This is a genomic window from Saccharopolyspora sp. NPDC050389 (assembly GCF_040655595.1).
Taxonomy (GTDB): domain Bacteria; phylum Actinomycetota; class Actinomycetes; order Mycobacteriales; family Pseudonocardiaceae; genus Saccharopolyspora.
On the sequence record NZ_JBFAKG010000028.1, the window covers coordinates 24,670 to 42,844 of the forward strand.

Annotated in this window: 16 protein-coding genes and 1 pseudogene; 10 read left to right on the plus strand and 7 right to left on the minus strand. The window is 69.9% G+C overall.

From position 1 onward, the window contains the following. Together AB0I53_RS19825 and AB0I53_RS19830 are read right to left on the minus strand one after the other, a co-directional pair. Positions 1-765, minus strand: coding sequence for a DUF2182 domain-containing protein (locus AB0I53_RS19825; RefSeq protein WP_358604628.1), 765 nt, complete (start codon positions 763-765; stop codon positions 1-3). Continuing rightward, positions 762-1,421 carry a DUF1326 domain-containing protein gene (locus tag AB0I53_RS19830; RefSeq protein WP_358604631.1) on the minus strand — a complete coding sequence of 220 codons (660 nt, stop codon included), beginning with the start codon at positions 1,419-1,421 and terminating at the stop codon, positions 762-764. Before AB0I53_RS19830 ends, AB0I53_RS19825 begins: the two co-directional genes overlap by 4 nt. 257 nt (positions 1,422-1,678) lie before the next feature. Here AB0I53_RS19830 and AB0I53_RS19835 point away from each other — a divergent pair, with 257 nt between their 5' ends. Together AB0I53_RS19835 and AB0I53_RS19840 are read left to right on the plus strand one after the other, a co-directional pair. Next, positions 1,679-2,809: a M20 family metallopeptidase gene (locus tag AB0I53_RS19835; protein WP_358604634.1), complete on the plus strand. Its 1,131-nt coding sequence runs from the start codon at positions 1,679-1,681 to the stop codon at positions 2,807-2,809. Then, the gene (locus AB0I53_RS19840) at positions 2,806-4,080 is read left to right on the plus strand and encodes an MFS transporter (RefSeq protein WP_358604637.1); all 1,275 of its coding nucleotides are present in this window, start codon (positions 2,806-2,808) and stop codon (positions 4,078-4,080) included. The genes AB0I53_RS19835 and AB0I53_RS19840 overlap by 4 nt, the downstream gene beginning before the upstream one ends. Before the next feature lie 60 nt (positions 4,081-4,140). On the opposite strand, the gene AB0I53_RS19845 is transcribed toward AB0I53_RS19840, so the two are convergent. Then, the gene (locus AB0I53_RS19845) at positions 4,141-5,235 is read right to left on the minus strand and encodes an ionic transporter y4hA (RefSeq protein WP_358604640.1); all 1,095 of its coding nucleotides are present in this window, start codon (positions 5,233-5,235) and stop codon (positions 4,141-4,143) included. Positions 5,236-5,327: 92 nt separating this feature from the next. On the opposite strand from AB0I53_RS19845, the gene AB0I53_RS19850 reads away from it, so the two are divergent. Continuing rightward, entirely contained in the window at positions 5,328-5,966 is a 639-nt protein-coding gene (locus AB0I53_RS19850) for a LysE family translocator (protein ID WP_358604643.1), read from the plus strand. Between the two features lie 219 nt (positions 5,967-6,185). Here AB0I53_RS19850 and AB0I53_RS19855 read toward each other — a convergent pair whose 3' ends face one another. Together AB0I53_RS19855 and AB0I53_RS19860 are read right to left on the minus strand one after the other, a co-directional pair. After that, positions 6,186-6,572, minus strand: coding sequence for a Rid family detoxifying hydrolase (locus AB0I53_RS19855; protein ID WP_358604646.1), 387 nt, complete (start codon positions 6,570-6,572; stop codon positions 6,186-6,188). Beyond that, positions 6,572-7,339 carry an IclR family transcriptional regulator gene (locus AB0I53_RS19860; RefSeq protein ID WP_358604649.1) on the minus strand — a complete coding sequence of 256 codons (768 nt, stop codon included), beginning with the start codon at positions 7,337-7,339 and terminating at the stop codon, positions 6,572-6,574. The genes AB0I53_RS19855 and AB0I53_RS19860 overlap by 1 nt, the downstream gene beginning before the upstream one ends. Positions 7,340-7,437: 98 nt before the next feature. Here AB0I53_RS19860 and AB0I53_RS19865 point away from each other — a divergent pair, with 98 nt between their 5' ends. From AB0I53_RS19865 to AB0I53_RS19885, 5 genes are all read left to right on the plus strand, one after another. After that, a complete protein-coding gene (locus AB0I53_RS19865) occupies positions 7,438-8,748 on the plus strand; it encodes an amino acid deaminase (protein ID WP_358604652.1) in 1,311 nt (436 codons plus the stop codon). 292 nt (positions 8,749-9,040) lie between these two features. After that, positions 9,041-10,639 carry a D-aminoacylase gene (locus AB0I53_RS19870; RefSeq protein ID WP_358604655.1) on the plus strand — a complete coding sequence of 533 codons (1,599 nt, stop codon included), beginning with the start codon at positions 9,041-9,043 and terminating at the stop codon, positions 10,637-10,639. Positions 10,640-10,685: 46 nt separating this feature from the next. After that, positions 10,686-12,101, plus strand: a complete 1,416-nt coding sequence (locus AB0I53_RS19875; RefSeq protein WP_358604658.1) for a gluconate:H+ symporter — start codon at positions 10,686-10,688, stop codon at positions 12,099-12,101. Positions 12,102-12,457: 356 nt separating this feature from the next. Beyond that, a complete protein-coding gene (locus AB0I53_RS19880) occupies positions 12,458-14,179 on the plus strand; it encodes an amidohydrolase (protein ID WP_358604661.1) in 1,722 nt (573 codons plus the stop codon). A gap of 91 nt (positions 14,180-14,270) precedes the next feature. Next, positions 14,271-14,570 carry a DUF6506 family protein gene (locus AB0I53_RS19885; protein WP_093266828.1) on the plus strand — a complete coding sequence of 100 codons (300 nt, stop codon included), beginning with the start codon at positions 14,271-14,273 and terminating at the stop codon, positions 14,568-14,570. A gap of 76 nt (positions 14,571-14,646) precedes the next feature. On the opposite strand, the gene AB0I53_RS19890 is transcribed toward AB0I53_RS19885, so the two are convergent. Both AB0I53_RS19890 and AB0I53_RS19895 read right to left on the minus strand, forming a co-directional pair. After that, positions 14,647-15,174: a helix-turn-helix domain-containing protein gene (locus tag AB0I53_RS19890; RefSeq protein ID WP_358604833.1), complete on the minus strand. Its 528-nt coding sequence runs from the start codon at positions 15,172-15,174 to the stop codon at positions 14,647-14,649. A gap of 45 nt (positions 15,175-15,219) precedes the next feature. Next, positions 15,220-15,390: pseudogene (locus AB0I53_RS19895) on the minus strand (helix-turn-helix domain-containing protein); the annotation flags it as partial. Between the two features lie 255 nt (positions 15,391-15,645). Here AB0I53_RS19895 and AB0I53_RS19900 point away from each other — a divergent pair. Both AB0I53_RS19900 and AB0I53_RS19905 read left to right on the plus strand, forming a co-directional pair. Continuing rightward, positions 15,646-16,833, plus strand: coding sequence for a cytochrome P450 (locus tag AB0I53_RS19900; RefSeq protein ID WP_358604664.1), 1,188 nt, complete (start codon positions 15,646-15,648; stop codon positions 16,831-16,833). A 154-nt stretch (positions 16,834-16,987) separates the two neighbouring features. After that, positions 16,988-18,148: a lactonase family protein gene (locus AB0I53_RS19905; RefSeq protein ID WP_358604667.1), complete on the plus strand. Its 1,161-nt coding sequence runs from the start codon at positions 16,988-16,990 to the stop codon at positions 18,146-18,148. Positions 18,149-18,175: the final 27 nt, after the last annotated feature.

Here is an 18,175-nt window from a genome sequence, read left to right on the forward strand (position 1 = left end):
TCACCAGACGAGCAGGAAGACGCCGAGGCCGATCGCGGCCACGCCGAGCACGAAGCCGATGGCCTCGCCTCGCGGGGCCGCTTTCTCCAGCGCGATCAGCGCGGCGAGGACGGCCATCCACACGAGGTTCATCGAGCCGGCCGCGATCAGCACGACCGTCAGCGCCCAGCAGCAGCCGAGGCAGTATCCGCCGTGGTGCACGCCCACCCACAGCGCGCCCGTACGACTGCGCACGGCGGTGTCGCCGTGGCGCACCAGCAGGGCCAGCGGCGAGCGGCAGCGGGCCAGGCACCAGCGCTTCAGCGGCGTGAACTGGTACGCGCCAGCGAAGATGAGCACGGCCGCGCCGACCCGCACCGACACCGCCTCTCCCTGCATCGCGATCTCGTCGAACCCGCGCAGGACGACGTAGGCGAGCACGCCGGTCGCGCTCCAGACGACCAGGTAGCCCGCCGTCAGGGCGGCAACGGTGCCGCGGCGGGCGTGGCGCGCCGCGGCCAGCCGGCGCACGCCGATGGTGAACGGCGTGCTGGCGGGCAGCATCATCGCCGCCATCATCACCGGCCAGATCAGCAGGAACAGCGGCATGGCGGACATGGCCGACCCACCGGTGAGGATGCCCGTGCTCATGTCGGGCATCGCCGCGAGACCGGTGATCAGCCAGGCCAGCCCGGCGAGCGCGAGCAGCGCGGCCGCCAGCGCGAGCTCCGCGCGCGACCAGGTGCGCGGGGCCGGGATGCCGCGCTGGGCGGCGACGCGCGTCATGCCCCGTCCGGTCCCGTCCAGTCGAACGGGATGAGCTTGCTGGAATTGCCCACGCGCTCCCAGCTGAAGCCGAACGCGTCGGCCCGGTCGGTCGTCGCCCGGCCCCAGGTGGCAGGCGGCTGACCGGGGCCGACCTCCGCGCCGGGCAGGTTGTGCACCTGGACGCGGGCTCCTTCGGCGCTGGTGGGGCCGGTGAGCGCGGTGACGGCGGCCTCCGCGTAGCCGGGGATCCGCACCCGCCAGGCCGACAGGTCGTCGGCGATGACGGCCTCGATCGCGTTCGTCTCCACGGCCACGATCTCCGGCCCGAACAGCTCGCCGAACTGCTGCGGCCAGCCGCCGGCCCGCCCCGTGAAGATCGTCTGGAGCGCGGCGCGCTGCGCCTCGCCGGCGCGTTCGTCGAAGAACACCGCGGCGCGCGCGTCGCTGTGTTCGCGAGTCCAGATGTTGCCGGTGAAGGACGCCAGCATCGCGACGTTGAGGCCGCCGAGCTTCAGGTCGCCGTAATTGCCGGTGCGGATGTGCCAGAGCAGGACGCCGTCGCAGTCGCCGTAGGTCGGCGGCTGCGCGAACGAGCAGGGGCACGGGATGGCGCATTTGCAGGCGTCGAACCAGACGCCCGCCAGGTGCCATCGCGCAACTTCGGGCGCGTTCATGTCGATCCCTCTGGCGCTTCGATGCGTGGTCCGCTGCCAGCATCCGTGATCCTCATCCCTGTCGGCACGGCCGAAAGACCCGCGCGGCCGCACGTATTGCACTTGGCGCAATGCACAGTGGACGAAATTGCATTTTGCGCAATGCACAGTGGACGGTAAATACCCGAAACCCTTGTCTTGCCGCAAGATCTTGACCACTTGCGAATGCTGACTTAGCGTTTGTTCGCTTCACACAACAAAAGACTCCAGGGGTGGACGTGGCCGATCCGGTCGAGTTACTCGCGAACCTCGTTCGCATTCCAAGCATCAATCCGCGAGAACGCGCGGAACCGGCCGAAACCGAGCTCGCCGAGAACATCGCGCAGTGGGCGTCCGAACACGGAATGCAGGCGCGCACCGAAGAAGTCCTCGACGGGCGACGGAACGTGATCGTCACGCTACCCGGCGACGACGACCGCCCGCTGCTGCTCGAATCCCATTTGGACACCGTCGAAACCGACGGCATGACGATCGACCCGTTCGAACCGGTGGTGCGCGATGGGCGGCTGTACGGGCGAGGGGCGTGCGATGCGAAGGCGCCGCTGGCGGTCTTCCTGACCGCGATGGCGCGGCTGGCCGAAGGCGGCCCGCGGCCCCGGACCGTGGTGCTCGCCGGCGTCGTCGACGAAGAACACCTGTACCGCGGCGTGACCGCGCTGCGCGCCAGCGGCCTGCCCACCCCGGTCGGCGCGATCATCGGCGAGCCCACCGAGCTGCGAATGGTGGTGGCGCACAAGGGATGCATGCGCTGCCGCATCGAGGCGCACGGCGACGGCGGGCACAGCTCGCAGCCGTGGGACAAGACCAACGCCATCGAGGTCGCCGCCGACGTGGTGCGCTACCTGCAACGCGAGCACGCCCCGCGACTGGCCGCGCTGGCCCGCCCGCTCGTCGGCCCGCCGTCGCTCGCGGTCACCCTGATCGAGGGCGGGCAGGGGCCGAACGTTCTGCCGGACAGCTGCGTGCTGACCATCGACCGGCGGACCGTCGGCGGTGAGGACCCGCACGAGGTGTGGGCCGAGCTGCGCGCCGAGCTCACCGACCGCTGGCCGGTGACGGTGCACGAGCCGCACATCGTCGACTACTCGCTGGACAGCGACCCGACCGAGGAGTTCGTCCGCTCGGTGGCCGGGAGCCTGCGCGAATCCGGGCTGGACGCGGCGCCGCTGGGCGTCGGTTACGGCACCGACGCGAGCAAGATCGCCTTGGACGGGGTGCCCGCCGTGGTGTTCGGGCCGGGCTCGATCGCCTGCGCGCACACCGCCGACGAGTCCGTTCCGCTCGACGAGGTCCGCACCGCGGTCGACGTCGTCGAACGCGTCCTGCACACCGGAGGTGCCCCGGCATGACGACCACCGCAACGACCACGACCCCGACCCGCCGGCGCTTCGGTGTGCTGGCGGCGGATTTCGCGATCCTCGGCCTGAACTACGCCGACCGGGCCGCGTTCGGCATCGCCGGGCCACTGATCATCGCCGAGTTCGGCTTCTCCAACGCCGCGTTCGGCTGGCTGGCCAGCATCTTCGCGCTCGCCTACTCGCCGTTCGGGTTCATCGGCGGCTGGCTGGCCGACCGGTTCGGCCCGCGCAACGTGATGGGCTGGGCGGTGATCGCCTGGTCGGCGTTCACCGCGCTGACCGCCGCCGGCGTCGGCTTCGTCAGCCTGCTGATCATCCGGTTCCTCTTCGGCGCCGGCGAGGGTCCACAAGCGACGGTCACCGCGAAGCTGATGCACAACTGGTTCCCGAAGCGGGAACTGGGCACCGCGCTCGGCATCGCCAACGCGGCCACGCCGCTGGGCGGCGCGATCGCCACGCCGGTGGTGGTCGGCATCATGCACGCCACGCAGGGCAACTGGCGGATCCCGTTCCTGGTCTTCGGCGCGCTGGGCGTCCTGGCCGCGATCGGCTGGTTCGCCATCGTCCGCGACTCCCCCGAGCAGCATCCGAAGGTCAACGCCGCCGAGCTGCAGGCGATCCGCGGCGGCCAGGCGGCGGCGAGCGTCGAGGAGCAGGCCGACGCGCCGGGCTTCTGGAGCTGCGTGGCCAAGCCCGCGGTGTGGGCGACCGCGATCGCGTACTTCGGCTACGCGTGGATCTTGTGGACGTTCGTGTCCTGGTTCCCGAACTACCTCGTGCAGGAGCGGGGCATCGACCTGGACGAGCTGGCGATCTCCGGGGCGATCCCGTGGGTCGGCGGGTGCGTCGGGCTGATCGTCGGTGGGGTGGCCACCGACTGGATCGTCCGGCGGGTCGGCGACTCGGCCGCCCCGCGCCGGTGGATGGTGATCGTCTGCCTGACGGCGACCGCGCTGCTGTTCGCCCTGGTCTCGACGCTGACCAGCACCTTCGCCGCGGTGCTGGTGATGACCGTCGTGGTGTTCCTGCTGTACCTCACCGGCGCCCAGTACTGGATCATCGTGGGCGAAGCGGTGCCGGCGTCCCGCTACGGCGCCGTCTCGGGCGCGGTGCAGATGTTCGCGACATCCGCTTCGATCTTCGCGCCGCTGGTGACCGGCTACCTCGCCGACTCGGCGTGGGGCTGGGGCGGGGTGTTCGTGGTGGCGGGCGCGATCACCATCATCGGCCCGGTCCTCCTGCTGTTCGCCGGCCGCCGCTGACCGGACGAAGCACGAAGGGCACCTCCCGCCGATCCGGCGGGAGGTGCCCTTCGCTCGTTGCTACGGGTTGACGGCCAGGAACAAGAAGGCCGCCAGCAGTGCCAGGTGGACGCCGCCCTGGAGGCGGGTGGCGCGGCCCGGGACGACCGTGAGGACGCTGACGATGACCGTCAGCGTGAACAGCACCAGCTGGGTTCCGCCCAGGCCGAGGTGCAGCGGGCCGTCCAGCCAGATCGTGGCGAGCACGATCGCCGGGATGGTCAGGCCGATGCTGGCGATCGCCGAGCCGTAGCCGAGGTTGAGGCTGATCTGCATCCGCCGGCGGCGGGCGGCGCGCACCGCCGCGATCGTCTCCGGCAGCAGTACCAGCATGGCGATCACGACACCGACGAAGGACTGCGGGAACCCGATGGCGTCGACCACGGCTTCGATCACCGGGGATTCCACCTTCGCCAGCCCGACGACGGCGACCAGCGCGACCACCAGCAGCACGATGCTGAGCAGGGTCTCGCGGCCGGTGGGCGGCGGCGCGTGGTCGTCCTCCGGGGCGACGGTGCCCTCGTCGGTGACCGGCAGGAAGAAGTCCCGGTGCCGGACGGTCTGGGTGAAGACGAACATGGCGTACAGCACGATCGACGCGACCGCGGCGAAGGCCAGTTGCGACGACGAGTATTCCGGGCCCGGCACCGTCGTGGTGAAGGTCGGGAACACCAGGCTCAGCGCGCCCATCGTCGCCACCGTCGCCAGCGCCGCGCCGGTGCCCTCGGCGTTGAACGTCGTCAGGTCGTAGCGCAGGGCGCCCACCAGCAGGGACAGCCCGACGATGCCGTTGGTGGTGATCATGATCGCGGCGAAGATCGTGTCCCGCGCCAGCGTCGCGGTCTCCGGGCCGCCGGAGACCATCAGCGTGACGATCAGCCCGACCTCGATGACCGTGACGGCGACCGCCAGAACCAGCGAGCCGAACGGTTCGCCCACCTTGTGCGCGATGAGCTCGGCGTGGTGCACGGCGGTGAGCACGGCGCCCGCGAGCAGGAGCGCGAGGACGACCACCATGCCTATGCCGAGGCCCTTGCCGGGCCAGGCGATGGCCAGCGCGACGATCGCGAGCACCGGTACCAGCACGTTCCAGGCCAGCAATGAACGCAACGACATGTGTCCACAGTAGAACCCGCACCGCACGGGACGGTGGAACTCGCTGGCGTCCGGCGCGGCGGCTTGCCAAGCTTGTCGAGGAGGTGCGTGGAATGGTTTCCGTTGATCGGTTGCTGGTGTTCGCGGCGATGTCGTTGGTGATCATCGCGGTACCGGGGCCGAGCGTGTTGTTCGTCGTCGGCCGGGCCTTGGCTCATGGCAGGCGCACCGCGTTGACCAGTGTCGTCGGCAACGCCATCGGGTGCTACCTGGTCGCCGCCGCGGTGGCGCTCGGCGTCGGCGCGGTGGTGGCGCAGTCGATCGTGGTGTTCACCGCGATCAAGGTGGCGGGCGCGGTGTACCTCGTCTACCTGGGGATCAAGGCGCTGCGCAGCAGTCGCCCGCTGGCGGCACAGCTGCCGGAGCAGACGCCGGCCTTCGGCAGCCTGCGGACGCTGCGGGAGGGCGTGGTGGTGGGTGTCGCCAACCCGAAGACGTTCATCTTCTTCACTGCGGTGGTCCCGCAGTTCGTCGATCCCGCGCTGGGCCACGTCCCGGTGCAGATGCTGCTGCTCGCCCTGATCCCGATCGCCATCGCGCTGGTCTCGGACAGCGCGTGGGGCCTGTTCGCGGCCACGGCCCGCAACTGGCTCGCCAGCGCACCGCGCCGCCTGGCGATGGTGCAGAAGGCGGGCGGATTCGCCATGATCGGCCTCGGTCTCTCCGTCGCCGTCACCGGCCGCAAGGAATGAGCGAAGGGCGCCTCCCGCCTGAAGACCAGGCCGGAGGCGCCCTTCAACGTTTCCATCTCGTTGCACCGAAGCCGCAACCGCGACGCCCAACACCGCGAGCGCTGAGGCCAACGCAAGCGGCGTAGCCGCTTAGCCCACCCTCGCAACTTGCACCGCCGCGGGTTCTCAGAAGCCTTCTCGCGAGGACAGCCCCGACGCCGCGTATGGCAATTTCGCTATTCAGTCAAGCACTGCCAGAGCGTCGATCTCGACGAGGAGACCGGCCGGGAGGCCGACGTAGACCGTGGTGCGGGCCGGGAAGGGCTCGCCGACGACGCGGGCGTAGGTCTCGTTCATCTCCGCGAACTGCGAGACGTCCGTCAGGTACACCCGCAGCATCAGCACGTCCTCCAGGGAGCCGCCCTCGGCCTCCAGGATCGCGATGATGTTGCGCAGGCACTGCTCGGTCTGCTCGGGGACGCCGCCCTCGACCACCTTGCCGGTCGCCGGGTTCACGGCGGTCTGGCCCGAGACCTGCAGGATGTTGCCCTTGCGGACGCCCTGCGACAGCGGGATGCTCGCCGGCGGCTTCGGGGCTTTGTCGGTGCTGACCACAGTCCTGGCCATCAGACTTCCTTTCCTTTCGGGTTCTTCTGCTGCCACCCCAGCTCGGCGGAAACCTCGCCGGCGGCGCGCAGCACGTCGTCGACGAGACCCATCAGTCCGTCGAAGTCCAGCAATACCTTGGGAACCGACAGTGACACGGCGGCGACGGCTTCGCCGCGGTGGTTGCGGATCGGCGCCCCGACGCAGTGGATGAAGTCCTCGTGCTCGCTGCGGTCCACCGCGTAGCCCTGGGCTCGCACCCGGTCCAGTTCGGTCAGGAACCGCTCGGCCGAGTCGATCGTGTTGGCGGTCATCTTCGGGTAGCTGAGCTGCTCGACGAACCGGCGGCGCTGCTGTGTCGGCCAGTCCGCCAGGAGGGCCTTGCCCACGGCCGTGCAGTGCACCGGCGCGCGCCGGCCGATGCGGGAGTACATCCTCACGGGGTGCCGGCTGTCCACCTTGTCGATGTAGACGACCTGATCGTCTTCGAGGGTCGCCAGGTGCACCGTGTGCCCGCTGATCTCGCCCAGCGCGACCAGGTGCGGGCGGGCGACGCCGCGCACGTCCAGGTCTTCCAGGGCTTGGTGGGCCAGGTCGAACAGGGCGCTGCCGAGGCGGTAGTGGTGCACGTCCTCGCGCCGCACGAAGCGGCCCGATTCGAGGGTGCGCAGGAGGCGCATCGCGGTGGATTTGTGCACGCCCAGGCGCTGCGCGAGCTGGTCGAGCGTTTGCGGGCCGGCGGCGAGTGCGGTCAGCACGGTCAGACCGCGTTCGAGGCTCTGGCTCACCGACCACTCCGTCCGTTGACGTGCTGCGCCGCTGATGGTACATACCTACCCGGCATTCTACGCAACCGGCGTTGCAGTCTACGCAATAGGAGGCCTTCGTGTCGACACGGGGGATCAACACCGCAGCGGTGCGCGCGCTGCACGACGAGCGCATCGACTGGCGCTTCAAGGGCATGCCGTCCGATGCGTTCGGCAGCACCGTCGGCGAGTTCCTCGCGCAGCGCCCGAAGTTGCACGAAGCGGGATTCGTCGGCCCGCTGCTGGTGCTCGATGATGCGGCCATGCGGCACAACCTGCGGACCATGGCGGACTGGTGCGCCCAGCACGGCCTGCAGCTCGCGCCGCACGGCAAGACGACGATGGCGCCGCAGCTCTTCGAACTGCAGCTGGCGAACGGCTCGTGGGGCATCACCGCGGCGAACCTCAGCCAGCTGCGCGTCTACCGGGCGTTCGGCGTGGAGCGGATCATGCTCGCCAACCAGCTGCTGGATCCCAGCGGCCTGGCATGGCTGGCCGACGAGCTGGACACCCACCCCGAGTTCGAGTTCAGCTGCTTCGTGGACTCGGTGCGCGGCGCGCAGCTGATGGCCGAGGCGCTGGCCCGGCACGGCGCGTCGCGTCAGGTCGACGTGCTGGTCGAGCTCGGCAGCGACGGCGCCCGGACCGGCGCGCGCACGATCGCCGAAGCGCGCGAGATCGCCGACCTCGTGCTGACGAACCCGATGCTGCGGCTGGTCGGCGTCGGTGGCTACGAGGGCGCGCTGGGATCCGACGTCAGCGAGCGGTCGCTGTCCGCAGTGGACGGATACATGGGCCGGTTGCGGGACCTCGTGGCGGAACTGGCCGAAGCCGGCCACTTCTCGGGGCTGGACGAGGTGATCGTCACCTGCGGCGGCAGCGCGTACTTCGACCAGGTCGCCGAGGCCTTCACCGAGCCGTGGCCCGCCGGGCTGCCCGTGGTGCCGGTGCTGCGCAGCGGCGGATACCTGCTGCACGACGACGGTTTCTACCGGGTCCGCTCGCCGTTCGGCCGCGAACACCGGCTGACCGGCGAGGAACGGCCGTTCCGCCCCGCGATGCGGGTGTGGGCGCAGGTCACCTCCCGGCCCGAGGAGGGCCTGGCGCTGCTGACCGTGGGCCGCCGGGACGTGTCCTTCGACCAGGACCTGCCCGAACCGCAGGTGATCCGCGGCGCGGACGGCGAGATCCGCGAGCTGGCCGCCGGTTCGTGCGAGGTGACGTCGCTGGCCGATCAGCACGCGTTCCTGACCGTGCGGGGCGCCGATCTGCAGGTCGGCGACTGGATCGGCTTCGGCCTGTCGCACCCCTGCACGGTGTTCGACAAGTGGACCTTGATCCCGGTCGTCGACGGCGACACCGTGATCGACCTGGTGCGCACGTTCTTCTAGAACGCCCGCGCAACGCAAGCACCTCCGGGTGCGACGAGAACCGAACTAGGAGATTTCTTTCAGAAGCGGCGGCAGCCGCTTGCGGTGTGGGACTCAGTTCGCACCGCCGGCGGTTCACGGTGCCCACCCCCCTGGGGTTCTCCCAGCGAGGACAGCCCCGACGTGGTGAATTGGCATTCATGATGTCGGGGATCCCACAGCGAGAAGGCGACGGTAAATCCCGCAGGGGGGCCGCTACCCGCACCGCCACGCAAGCCGCTGGAAAGAATTCCTGATTCTGAAAGGTTCCACTATGGACATCGTGGTCCACGGGGCTCGGGTCGTCGATGGAGACGGCGGCCCGGGTTACCTCGCCGACGTCGGGATCGAACGCGGGCGCATCGCCGAGATCGCCGAGCCCGGGCGGTTGAGCGGCAAGCGCACGATCGACGCCGGCGGCCTGGTGCTGGCGCCCGGCTTCATCGACATGCACGCGCACTCGGACCTGCAGATCCTGGCCGCGCCCGACCACACCGCGAAGGTGTCGCAGGGCGTGACGCTGGAGGTCATCGGGCAGGACGGGTTGTCCTACGCGCCGGTGGACGACGCCACGCTGGCCGCGGTGCGCGCCCAGATCGCGGGCTGGAACGACGATCCGCCGGGATTCGACTGGAACTGGCGCAGCGTCGCCGAATACCTCGACCGGCTCGACACCGGTATCGCCGCCAACGCCGCGTACCTGGTGCCGCAGGGCACGCTGCGGCTGCTGTGCGTCGGCTACGAAGACCGGGCGGCCACCGACACCGAACTCGACCGGATGCGCCAAGTCCTGGGGCAATCGCTGGAGGAGGGCGCCTTCGGCATGTCCTCGGGGCTGACCTACACGCCCGGGATGTACGCCGACACCGGCGAGCTCGCCTCGCTGTGCGAGGTGGTCGCGGCGCACGGTGGGTTCTACAGCCCGCACCACCGCAGCTACGGTGCCGGCGCGCTGGCCGCGTACGCCGAGATGATCGAGATCAGCAAGATCACCGGTTGCCCGTTGCACCTCGCGCACGCCACCATGAACTTCAGCGTCAACAAGGGCAAAGCAGCCGATCTGCTGTCCATGTTGGACGAAGCGCTCGCCGAGCGCTGTGACATCACCCTCGACACGTATCCCTACCTGCCGGGCAGCACGTCGCTGCACGCGCTGCTGCCCAGCTGGGCGATGGAGGGCGGCGTGGCGGCCACCCTGGAGCGGCTGCGCGATCCGGCGCAGCGAACCAGGATTCGCGTCGTCCTGGAAGAAGAGGGATCCGACGGCTGCCACGGCGTGCCGGTCGACTGGGACACCATCGAGATCAACGGCGTCCGGCGGGCCGACAACGCGCACCTCGTGGGGCGCACCGTCACCGAATCCGCCCGCGCGGCCGGGCAGCAGCCGACCGAGTTCTACTTCGACGTGCTGGTGTCGGAGGAACTCGGCAGTTCGTGCCTGATGCACGTCGGCCACGAGGAGAACGTGCAGGCCATCATGCGCCACCGGGTGCACACCGGCGGCAGCGACGGGCTGCTGGTCGGCGCCCGCCCGCATCCGCGCGCATGGGGCACCTTCCCCCGCTACCTGGGGCATTACGTGCGCGAGCTCGGAGTGCTGGGGCTGGAGGAATGCGTCCAGCACCTGACCGCCCGCGCGGCCGACCGGCTCGGCCTGACCGACCGGGGCCGGGTCCGCGAGGGATTCGCGGCGGACCTGGTGCTGTTCGACCCGGAAACCGTCGCCGACACGGCGACTTTCGACGAGCCCCGCCAGCAGGCGGTCGGCATCCCCTACGTCCTGGTCAACGGCGTGCCGGTGATCGACGACGGCCACCGCACCGACGCACTCCCAGGCCACGCACTGCGCAAGGCCCCCCGAACCCCGAGCTGACCCCGAAGCTCGGCCCCTCCCCTCCCCCTCCCTAGGAGCCCCCGCAGTGGACACCTTCCTCCACTGGCTGCAGCACGAAACCTCCGGCCTGCTCACGTTGTGCGCGGTCGGCATCGCGGTGCTGCTGCTGATGATCATCAAGTTCCGCATCGAACCGTTCATCGCCCTGATCGTCTCCGGGCTGCTGATCGCGCTGGCCGCCGGCCTGTCGGTCCAGGAGATCGTCGGCACCGCGCAGAAGAGCAGCGAATCGCTGCTGGAAGGCGGTTTCGCCGGAATCCTCGGGCACATCACCGCGATCGTCGGCCTCGGCACGATCCTCGGCTCGATGCTGGAGGCCTCCGGCGGCGCGCAGCTGCTGACCCGCAAGCTGCTCGCCGCCTTCGGCGAACGGCGCGCGCCGCTGGCGATGGGCCTGTCCGGTCTGGTGTTCGGCATCCCGGTGTTCTTCGACATCGGCATCTTCGTGCTCGCGCCGCTGGTGTACGTGGTGGCCCGGCAGGGCAAGCGATCCATCCTGCTGTACTGCCTGCCGCTGGTGGCCGGGCTGTCCATGACGCACGCGTTCCTGCCGCCGCACCCCGGCCCGGTGGTGGCCGCCGGGCTGCTCGGGGTGGACCTGGGCTGGGTGATCCTGATGGGCTTCGCCTGCGGCATCCCGGCCTTCATCGCCAGCGGTCTGCTCTACCCGGTCTGGATCGGCAACCGCATCTACCTGCCGGTGCCGGAGGACATGCTGGCCGCGACCGACGCGGTCGCCGAGAAGAACGCCGCCGCGGGCCGCCGCGATCCGAGCCTGGGCACCGTCGCGTTCATCATCGGCCTGCCGATGGTGCTGATCCTCGGCGCCACCTTCGGCAGCATCACGCTGCCCAAGGGCAGCACTGCGCTGAACGTGCTGACATTCTTCGGCAATCCCACGGTGGCGCTGACCATCGCGGTGCTGCTGTCGTTCTGGCTGCTTGGCACGCGGCGCGGGATGACCGGCAAGGACATCTCCGAGCTGACCGGCTCCGCGCTGCGCCCGCTCGGGATGATCCTGCTGGTGATCGGCGCGGGCGGGTTCTTCGGCAAGGTGCTCGCCGAAACCGGCGTCGGCGAGGCGCTGGCCGGGTCGTTGCAGTCCACCGGGCTGCCGGTGCTGGTGTCGGCATACGTGATCAGCAGCGGGCTGCGCATCGCGCAGGGTTCGGCGACGGTGGCGATCGTGACCACCGGCGGCATCATCGCGCCGCTGCTGCACGCCGGCGAGTACTCGCAGGCGCAGCTGGCGCTGATCGCGGTGGCCATCGCCGCCGGTTCGATCATCGCCTCGCACGTCAACGACGGCGGCTTCTGGATCATCAGCCGCTACTTCGGCATCCCGGTCAAGGACATGCTGAAGAGCTGGACGGTGCTGGAAACCATCCTGTCGGTGGTGGGTTTCGCAATGGCAGCCCTGCTCAGCGCACTGGTTCCGTAGAGATGATTTCAGAATGGGCTTGCGTCGCGGTGCGGGTGGCGGCCCCTGCGGGAGTTACAGACGCCGCCTGGACTGCGGGAGCCCCGACTTACGTATGACCAATACGCGGCATCGGGGCTGTCCTCGCCAAGAACCCCGGCGGGGTGGGCACTGTCTGAGAACCCGCGGCGGTGCGAGCTGAGTCCCACACCGCATGCGGCTGACGTCGCATTCTGAAACGACCCCGGTAGCCACCGCTGGGCCGAACGGCCGGAAGGACGCCAATTTCCTTGCTGCGGCGTCGGAAATGCCCGTAATCTTCAACGGATTGTCAACTGAGGAACGGGTTCACCGACGCCGACGCGAGGAGTGTCCGCATGGGCCTGAGCAGACGGTCGTTGCTGCGATCCGCTGGTGCCGCAGCGGGTTTGGTGGGGCTGACGCCGGCGCTGGCCGACGCCGCCGCGCTGGTCCCGGCGGATGCGCCGACCCCGCCGCGCGGCCCGGGCGAAGGACTCGGCCCGTTCCGCAAGCTCGTGGTCCGTGGCGTCAACGTGATCGTCGGGGCCGGCGGCGAGGTGCGCGGCCCGGTGGACATCGTCATCGCGGGCAACCGGATCCAGCAGATCATCCCGGCGGGCGCGCCGTCGCAAGCGCTCGCGCCGAACCGGGCGCCGCACGACGCCGAGCACGAGATCGACGCGACGGGCATGTGGCTGATGCCCGGGTTCGTGGACGAACACGCCCACAGCGGCACGGGCGGTTCGCCGCGGACCTACGCGTACAAGCTGTGGCTGGGCCACGGCGTCACCACGGTTCGCGGCGTTTCGCTGACCAAGAACGCCGATGCCGTCGCGGACAAGGAACGCAGCGAGCGCGACGAGATCGTGGCGCCGCGCATCGTCAACTACCAGACGCCGGGCAGCGGCTGGGAAGACGGCCCGGTCGATTCTCCGGAGAAGGCGCGCCGCTGGGTGGAATGGGCCGCGCGGCACGGCGTGGACGGCATCAAGTTCTTCGGCGAGGGCCCATACGGGCGGCCGGAGATCGAGGCCGCGATCGCCCGGGCGAAGCGGCACGGGCTGGGCACCACCATGCACCACTCGCCGCCGATCTACCCGCAGCTCAACGCGCTGGAAACCGGCCGGCTGGGCCTGGGCACGGTGACCCACTTCTACGGCCACTTCGAGGCGCTGCTCAAGGAAGGCCGCGAGCACCCGAAGCCGCCGGGCTACGACTACGAGAACGAGGCGTCGCGCTGGCGCGCGGTCGCCGACGTCATCGACTACACCTTCCCGCCGGATTCGCCGCAGTGGCGGTCGTACCTGGCGCGGCAGCTGGACAACGGCGTGACGTTCGGGCCGACGTTCGGCGTCTACCTGGCCGGCCGGGACCTGCTGCGGGCGCGCGGCCTGGAGTGGCATCCGCGCTTCGCGCTGCCATCGCTGTGGAACTTCTGGGAGCCGAGCCCGGAAGCGCACGGCTCGTTCTACTACGACTGGCGCACCGAGGACGAGGTGCGCTGGAAGCGCTTCTACCTGCAGTACATGCAGCTCATCCACGACTACAAGGCGATCGGCGGCCGCATCGCGGGCGGCACCGACCCGGGCTTCATCTACAACCTGTACGGCTTCGCCAACATCGCCGAGCTGGAAATGCTGCGGGAGGCCGGGCTGTCGCCGATCGAGGCCATCGAGGCGATGACGTCCGGCACCGCGCGGACGCTGGCCGAGCCGACCGGCGCCGAGCCGGAGTTCGGGCTCGTCCGCGAGGGCCTGCTGGCCGACCTGGCGATCGTCGGCGAGAACCCGTTGCAGGACTTGAAAACGCTGTACGGCACCGGAACTCCCCGGCTCGACGCCGAGACCGGCGACATCAGGCGCATCGGCGGCGTGCAGTGGACGATCCGCAACGGCATCGTCTACGACGCGAAGCGCCTGCTCGCCGACGTCGCCGAGATGGTGCAGGCCCAGAAGGCCACCGGCGCGTGCCGGGACGTCGATCCCGACTGGAGCACCGCGGGCCCCTGCGGCGGCAACCCGGGCGCCGACGTCGCTCCCGCCGCGAAACCCGCGAAGCGCGCGGCGGCGCTCCCCTGACCACTAGCGCGGTGCAGTGCGAATCACCTCCGTTCTCGCCCGGTTTCTGCTTGGCTGGTCGTGTTGGCGATAACGACCACGGGAGGTTCGCATGGCACTCACGCACTGGGGATTCATCTACACGGCAGCGGGCAGCACTTCGGGCGGCGATTTCAACGTCGTCGACACCGGCGAGTGCCGCACCGTTCTCGTCGGGGTGGACAAGCCCGAAGAGGGCATCGAGGTCGCGCGTCGTCTGGTGGAGGAGGGTGCGCAGCTGATTGAACTGTGCGGCGGGTTCGGGCCGGTTTGGGCCGGGCGGATCATCGAGGCGATCGACGGCGCGGTCCCGGTCGGCACCGTCGGCTACGGCCCCGAGGCCGTCGACCAGGTGCACGCGATCTTCTCCTGACCCGGGCGATTTTAGAGTCCAAGTACCGGCTGCACGGCCGGCGCTCGCTGAGATCGCGCGGGCGCAAACTGCGTGATCACTCCGTCGATGCGTGGTCCGCCTGCGCGTACTTGAGCCCTTTACCGACGGTGGCATGCCAGTGCTCTGCGGACCGGATGAGGTCGTTGCCGAACTGTTCGAGGAATTGGCCTGTCGCCGCGAGCCGGGCTCCGGCAGCGGTGTCAGCCCCGAAGATGCCGGCGCCGCGCAGCGCGGTGTCGGCGAGCCGCTGGTTGGCGCGGACGCCGACCACCGCGGAGCGAAAGGCCGCGTCTTCGTCGATGAAATACCGGTGACGCCTGCCCCGGTCGTCGCGGCCACGGCGGATCAGCGCCTGTTCCTCCAGGAGACCGACCGCGTGCGAAATGGTCGCCGCGCTGACCTGGAGGTGCTGCGCCAGTTCGGCGGCCGTGCGACTGCCGTTCTCGGCGGTGAACAGGCACGCCATCACACCGGCGGCCGTGCGCGGTAAGCCGGTGTCGATGAGCGCGGCGGTGAAATCGGTGACGAACGCGGCCGGCGCGTCTGGATCGGGGCCGCTGCACTCGCTGATCCGGTTCGGCACCGCCGGCGAACGCGGCCGTCGCTGGGCGCGGTGGGTGGTCGCGAGCTGCGCCAGTTCCGCACGATAGCGGCCCGGCCCGCCGTTGCGCGCGACCTCGCGGCTCACCGTTGAGGTGGGGCGGCCCAGGCGCCGGGCGATGTCGGCGTAATCCAGGCCCTGCGCCAACCCCGCTGCGATCTGCTGCCGGTCGGCTCTGGTCAGTCTGCGTCCTGGCATCCGGCCCGGCCCCCTGCGATTCGATCGTCTGGTCGCCAGTATGCGTACCGGTCGTCGACCGTTGCAACGCGCCGGCTTTCGGCGTGCATTAATCGGCAATGTCATTGCAATTGCCGATCACGGAGCCGATCAGCGCAAACGTGGTCAATTCGGCGAGATCTTCGTTGACCGGGGTTTCGGCTCCTGCCTAACGTTCGAATCCGCCAGCCGGACAACAGCATTCGGCGATCTGCCACGGATAAGCGAGGTAACAGCATGGCCGAGTCCGCCGTCGAACTGCCCACCGGTCGCACCCCGGGCCGTCCGTTCGATCCGCCCGCGGAACTGACTCGCATCAGCGTCGAAGCGCCGCTGAACCCACTGGCCTTCCCGGATGGGCACGAAGGGTGGCTGGCTACCGGCTACACCACGGTGCGCAGCGTGCTGGCCGACCGGCGCTTCAGCAGCCGTAGCGAACTCATGCATCCGCTGCTGCCGGGATACGAGGGGGCGGTGCCGCCGCCTGCGCAGCCCGGCGCTTTCCTCGACATGGATGCGCCGGAACACACCCGGTATCGAAGGCTGCTGGCCGGCAAGTTCACCGTGCGCCGCATGGCGCAGCTCGCCAAGCGGATCGAACAGGTGGCCGCCGAACACCTCGATGCCATGGAGCGGCACGGCGGGCCGATCGATCTGGTCCCGGCCTTCGCCCAGCCGATCCCCGCCATGGTGATCTGCGAACTGCTCGGCGTGCCCTACGCGGACCGGGAGCGTTTCCAGGCCGACGCCGCCAAACTCTTCGGAGTGGACGCCACGCCGGAGGAGCAGTACGAGGCATTCGGGGCAGTGAGTGCGTACATACGCGAACTGATCACGGCCAAGCGCGCCGAACCGACCGACGATGTGCTCAGCGATCTCACCGCCAGTGAGCTGACCGACGACGAACTCGCCGGCATGGGCGCTCTGCTCCTCGCGGCGGGTCTGGACACCACCGCCAACATGATCGCGCTGGGGACCTTCGCGCTTCTGCAGCATCCCGACCAATGGGCGGCACTGCGCGCGGATCCGGATCTGACCGGCCCGGCGGTCGAGGAACTGATGCGCTACCTCACCATCGTGCCCGCGGTGGCGAGGGTGGCGCTCGAGGACGTGGAACTCGACGGCCGCCTGGTGAAGTCCGGATCCACGGTGGTGTTGGCGTCGGCGGCGGCCAACCGCGATCCGGCGAAGTTCGCCGACCCGGATACCCTGGATCTGCGCCGCAACCCCGTCGGCCACGTCGGATTCGGTCACGGCCCCCACCAGTGCCTCGGTCAGCAACTGGCCCGGGTGGAGATGCGAGTCGCATTCCCCGCATTGGCCGCCCGGTTCCCGGGATTGCGTCTCGCCATCCCCGCCGACGACGTTCCGCTGCGCGAAGGGGCGGACATCTACGGGGTGACCACGCTTCCGGTCACCTGGTGAGGCGCGATGACCGGACTGCCCCCTCCTTGATCAACACGAGTTGGCGCGGTCAACTGAACGCCGTCGGCCGGAAAACTGCGCCGTTTTGGTCTAGTCCAATCACGTCGGATGCGGCAGACTGACCCGCGATCATCCACCGAACAGGGAGAACATCGTGCGGGACAACGCAATGCCGCGTCGCCGGTTCCTCACCGCGGTCGGCGCAGTCGGCTTCGCCGGTGCGGCCGGGATCGCCACCACGAGCACCGCCTGCGCGGCGCCCCCGGCCGCCGCACCGCACCCCGCCGCGCCGGCGACGCATCACCAGGCGGGCCTGATGACGCTCATCGGCAGCTACACCTCGGCGAATCCGCCCGGCCGGGGCCTGGAGGTCGCGATCCGCAACGAGGCCGGCGTGCTCGAGCCGTCCGGAGTGGTCGACGGAGTGCCCGACGCGTCGTTCTTCGCCTGGTCACCGGACCACAAGTTCCTGTACGTCACCAACGAAATCCCGCAGGGCACCATCACCGCGGTGGACCTCTCCGCGCACCACCCGGTGGTGCTGAACAGCCAGCCCAGCGGCGGCGCGGGCCCGACGCACATCGCGATGCATCCCAGCGGCGAATTCCTGTTCACCGCCAACTACACCGACGGCACGGTCGCCGTGCACCGCCGCAACGCCGACGGCAGCATCGGCGAATCCACCGACCTGGTCAAGCATCCCGGCTCCCAGCCGCACGCCCACCAGGTGCTCGTCGCCCCCACCAAGAGGTGGGTCGTCGCGGTCGATCTCGGTGCGGACGCGGTGTTCGTCTACGCCTTCGACACCGCCACCGGCAAGCTCACCCAGCACCAGCACCTGGAGCTCCCGGCCGGCACCGGGCCCAGGCACCTGGCGTTCAACTACACCCGCGCCTACCTGCTCGCCGAGCTGAAGTCCGAGATCACGGTGCTGGACTGGGATCCGGAGGCCGGCCGGTTCACCCCGGGCCAGGTCGTCGGCACCCGCGAACCCGACGCGTCCGGCGAGAACTTCCCGGCGGAGATCGCGATCTCCCGCGACGCGAAGTTCGCCTACGCCTCCAACCGGGGCGACGACAACATCGCCACGTTCGCCATCGACGGAGCGGACCTCACCTTCCAAGGCACGACGCCGACGGGCGGCAGCTGGCCCCGGCACTTCGCCCTGGACCCGGAGCAGACGTCCCTGTTCGTCGCGAACCAGCGAGCGGGCACGATCACCCGCCTGGCCCGCGACCCCGGCACCGGTGTCCTCTCCCCCACCCAGGACAGCTACGCCTGCCCGTCGGTCGCGGCCATCACCTTCCACGGCTGACCGGTTTCCGCCGCGGTGGCCCGGCTG

Excerpts from the sequence above, each read along its gene's own strand:
- AB0I53_RS19825 (WP_358604628.1), bottom strand. The coding sequence starts at position 765 with ATGACGCGCGTCGCCGCCCAGCGCGGCATCCCGGCCCCGCGCACCTGG.
- AB0I53_RS19830 (WP_358604631.1), bottom strand. The coding sequence starts at position 1,421 with ATGAACGCGCCCGAAGTTGCGCGATGGCACCTGGCGGGCGTCTGGTTC.
- AB0I53_RS19840 (WP_358604637.1), top strand. The coding sequence starts at position 2,806 with ATGACGACCACCGCAACGACCACGACCCCGACCCGCCGGCGCTTCGGT.
- AB0I53_RS19845 (WP_358604640.1), bottom strand. The coding sequence starts at position 5,235 with ATGTCGTTGCGTTCATTGCTGGCCTGGAACGTGCTGGTACCGGTGCTC.
- AB0I53_RS19850 (WP_358604643.1), top strand. The coding sequence starts at position 5,328 with ATGGTTTCCGTTGATCGGTTGCTGGTGTTCGCGGCGATGTCGTTGGTG.
- AB0I53_RS19855 (WP_358604646.1), bottom strand. The coding sequence starts at position 6,572 with ATGGCCAGGACTGTGGTCAGCACCGACAAAGCCCCGAAGCCGCCGGCG.
- AB0I53_RS19870 (WP_358604655.1), top strand. The coding sequence starts at position 9,041 with ATGGACATCGTGGTCCACGGGGCTCGGGTCGTCGATGGAGACGGCGGC.
- AB0I53_RS19880 (WP_358604661.1), top strand. The coding sequence starts at position 12,458 with ATGGGCCTGAGCAGACGGTCGTTGCTGCGATCCGCTGGTGCCGCAGCG.
- AB0I53_RS19885 (WP_093266828.1), top strand. The coding sequence starts at position 14,271 with ATGGCACTCACGCACTGGGGATTCATCTACACGGCAGCGGGCAGCACT.
- AB0I53_RS19900 (WP_358604664.1), top strand. The coding sequence starts at position 15,646 with ATGGCCGAGTCCGCCGTCGAACTGCCCACCGGTCGCACCCCGGGCCGT.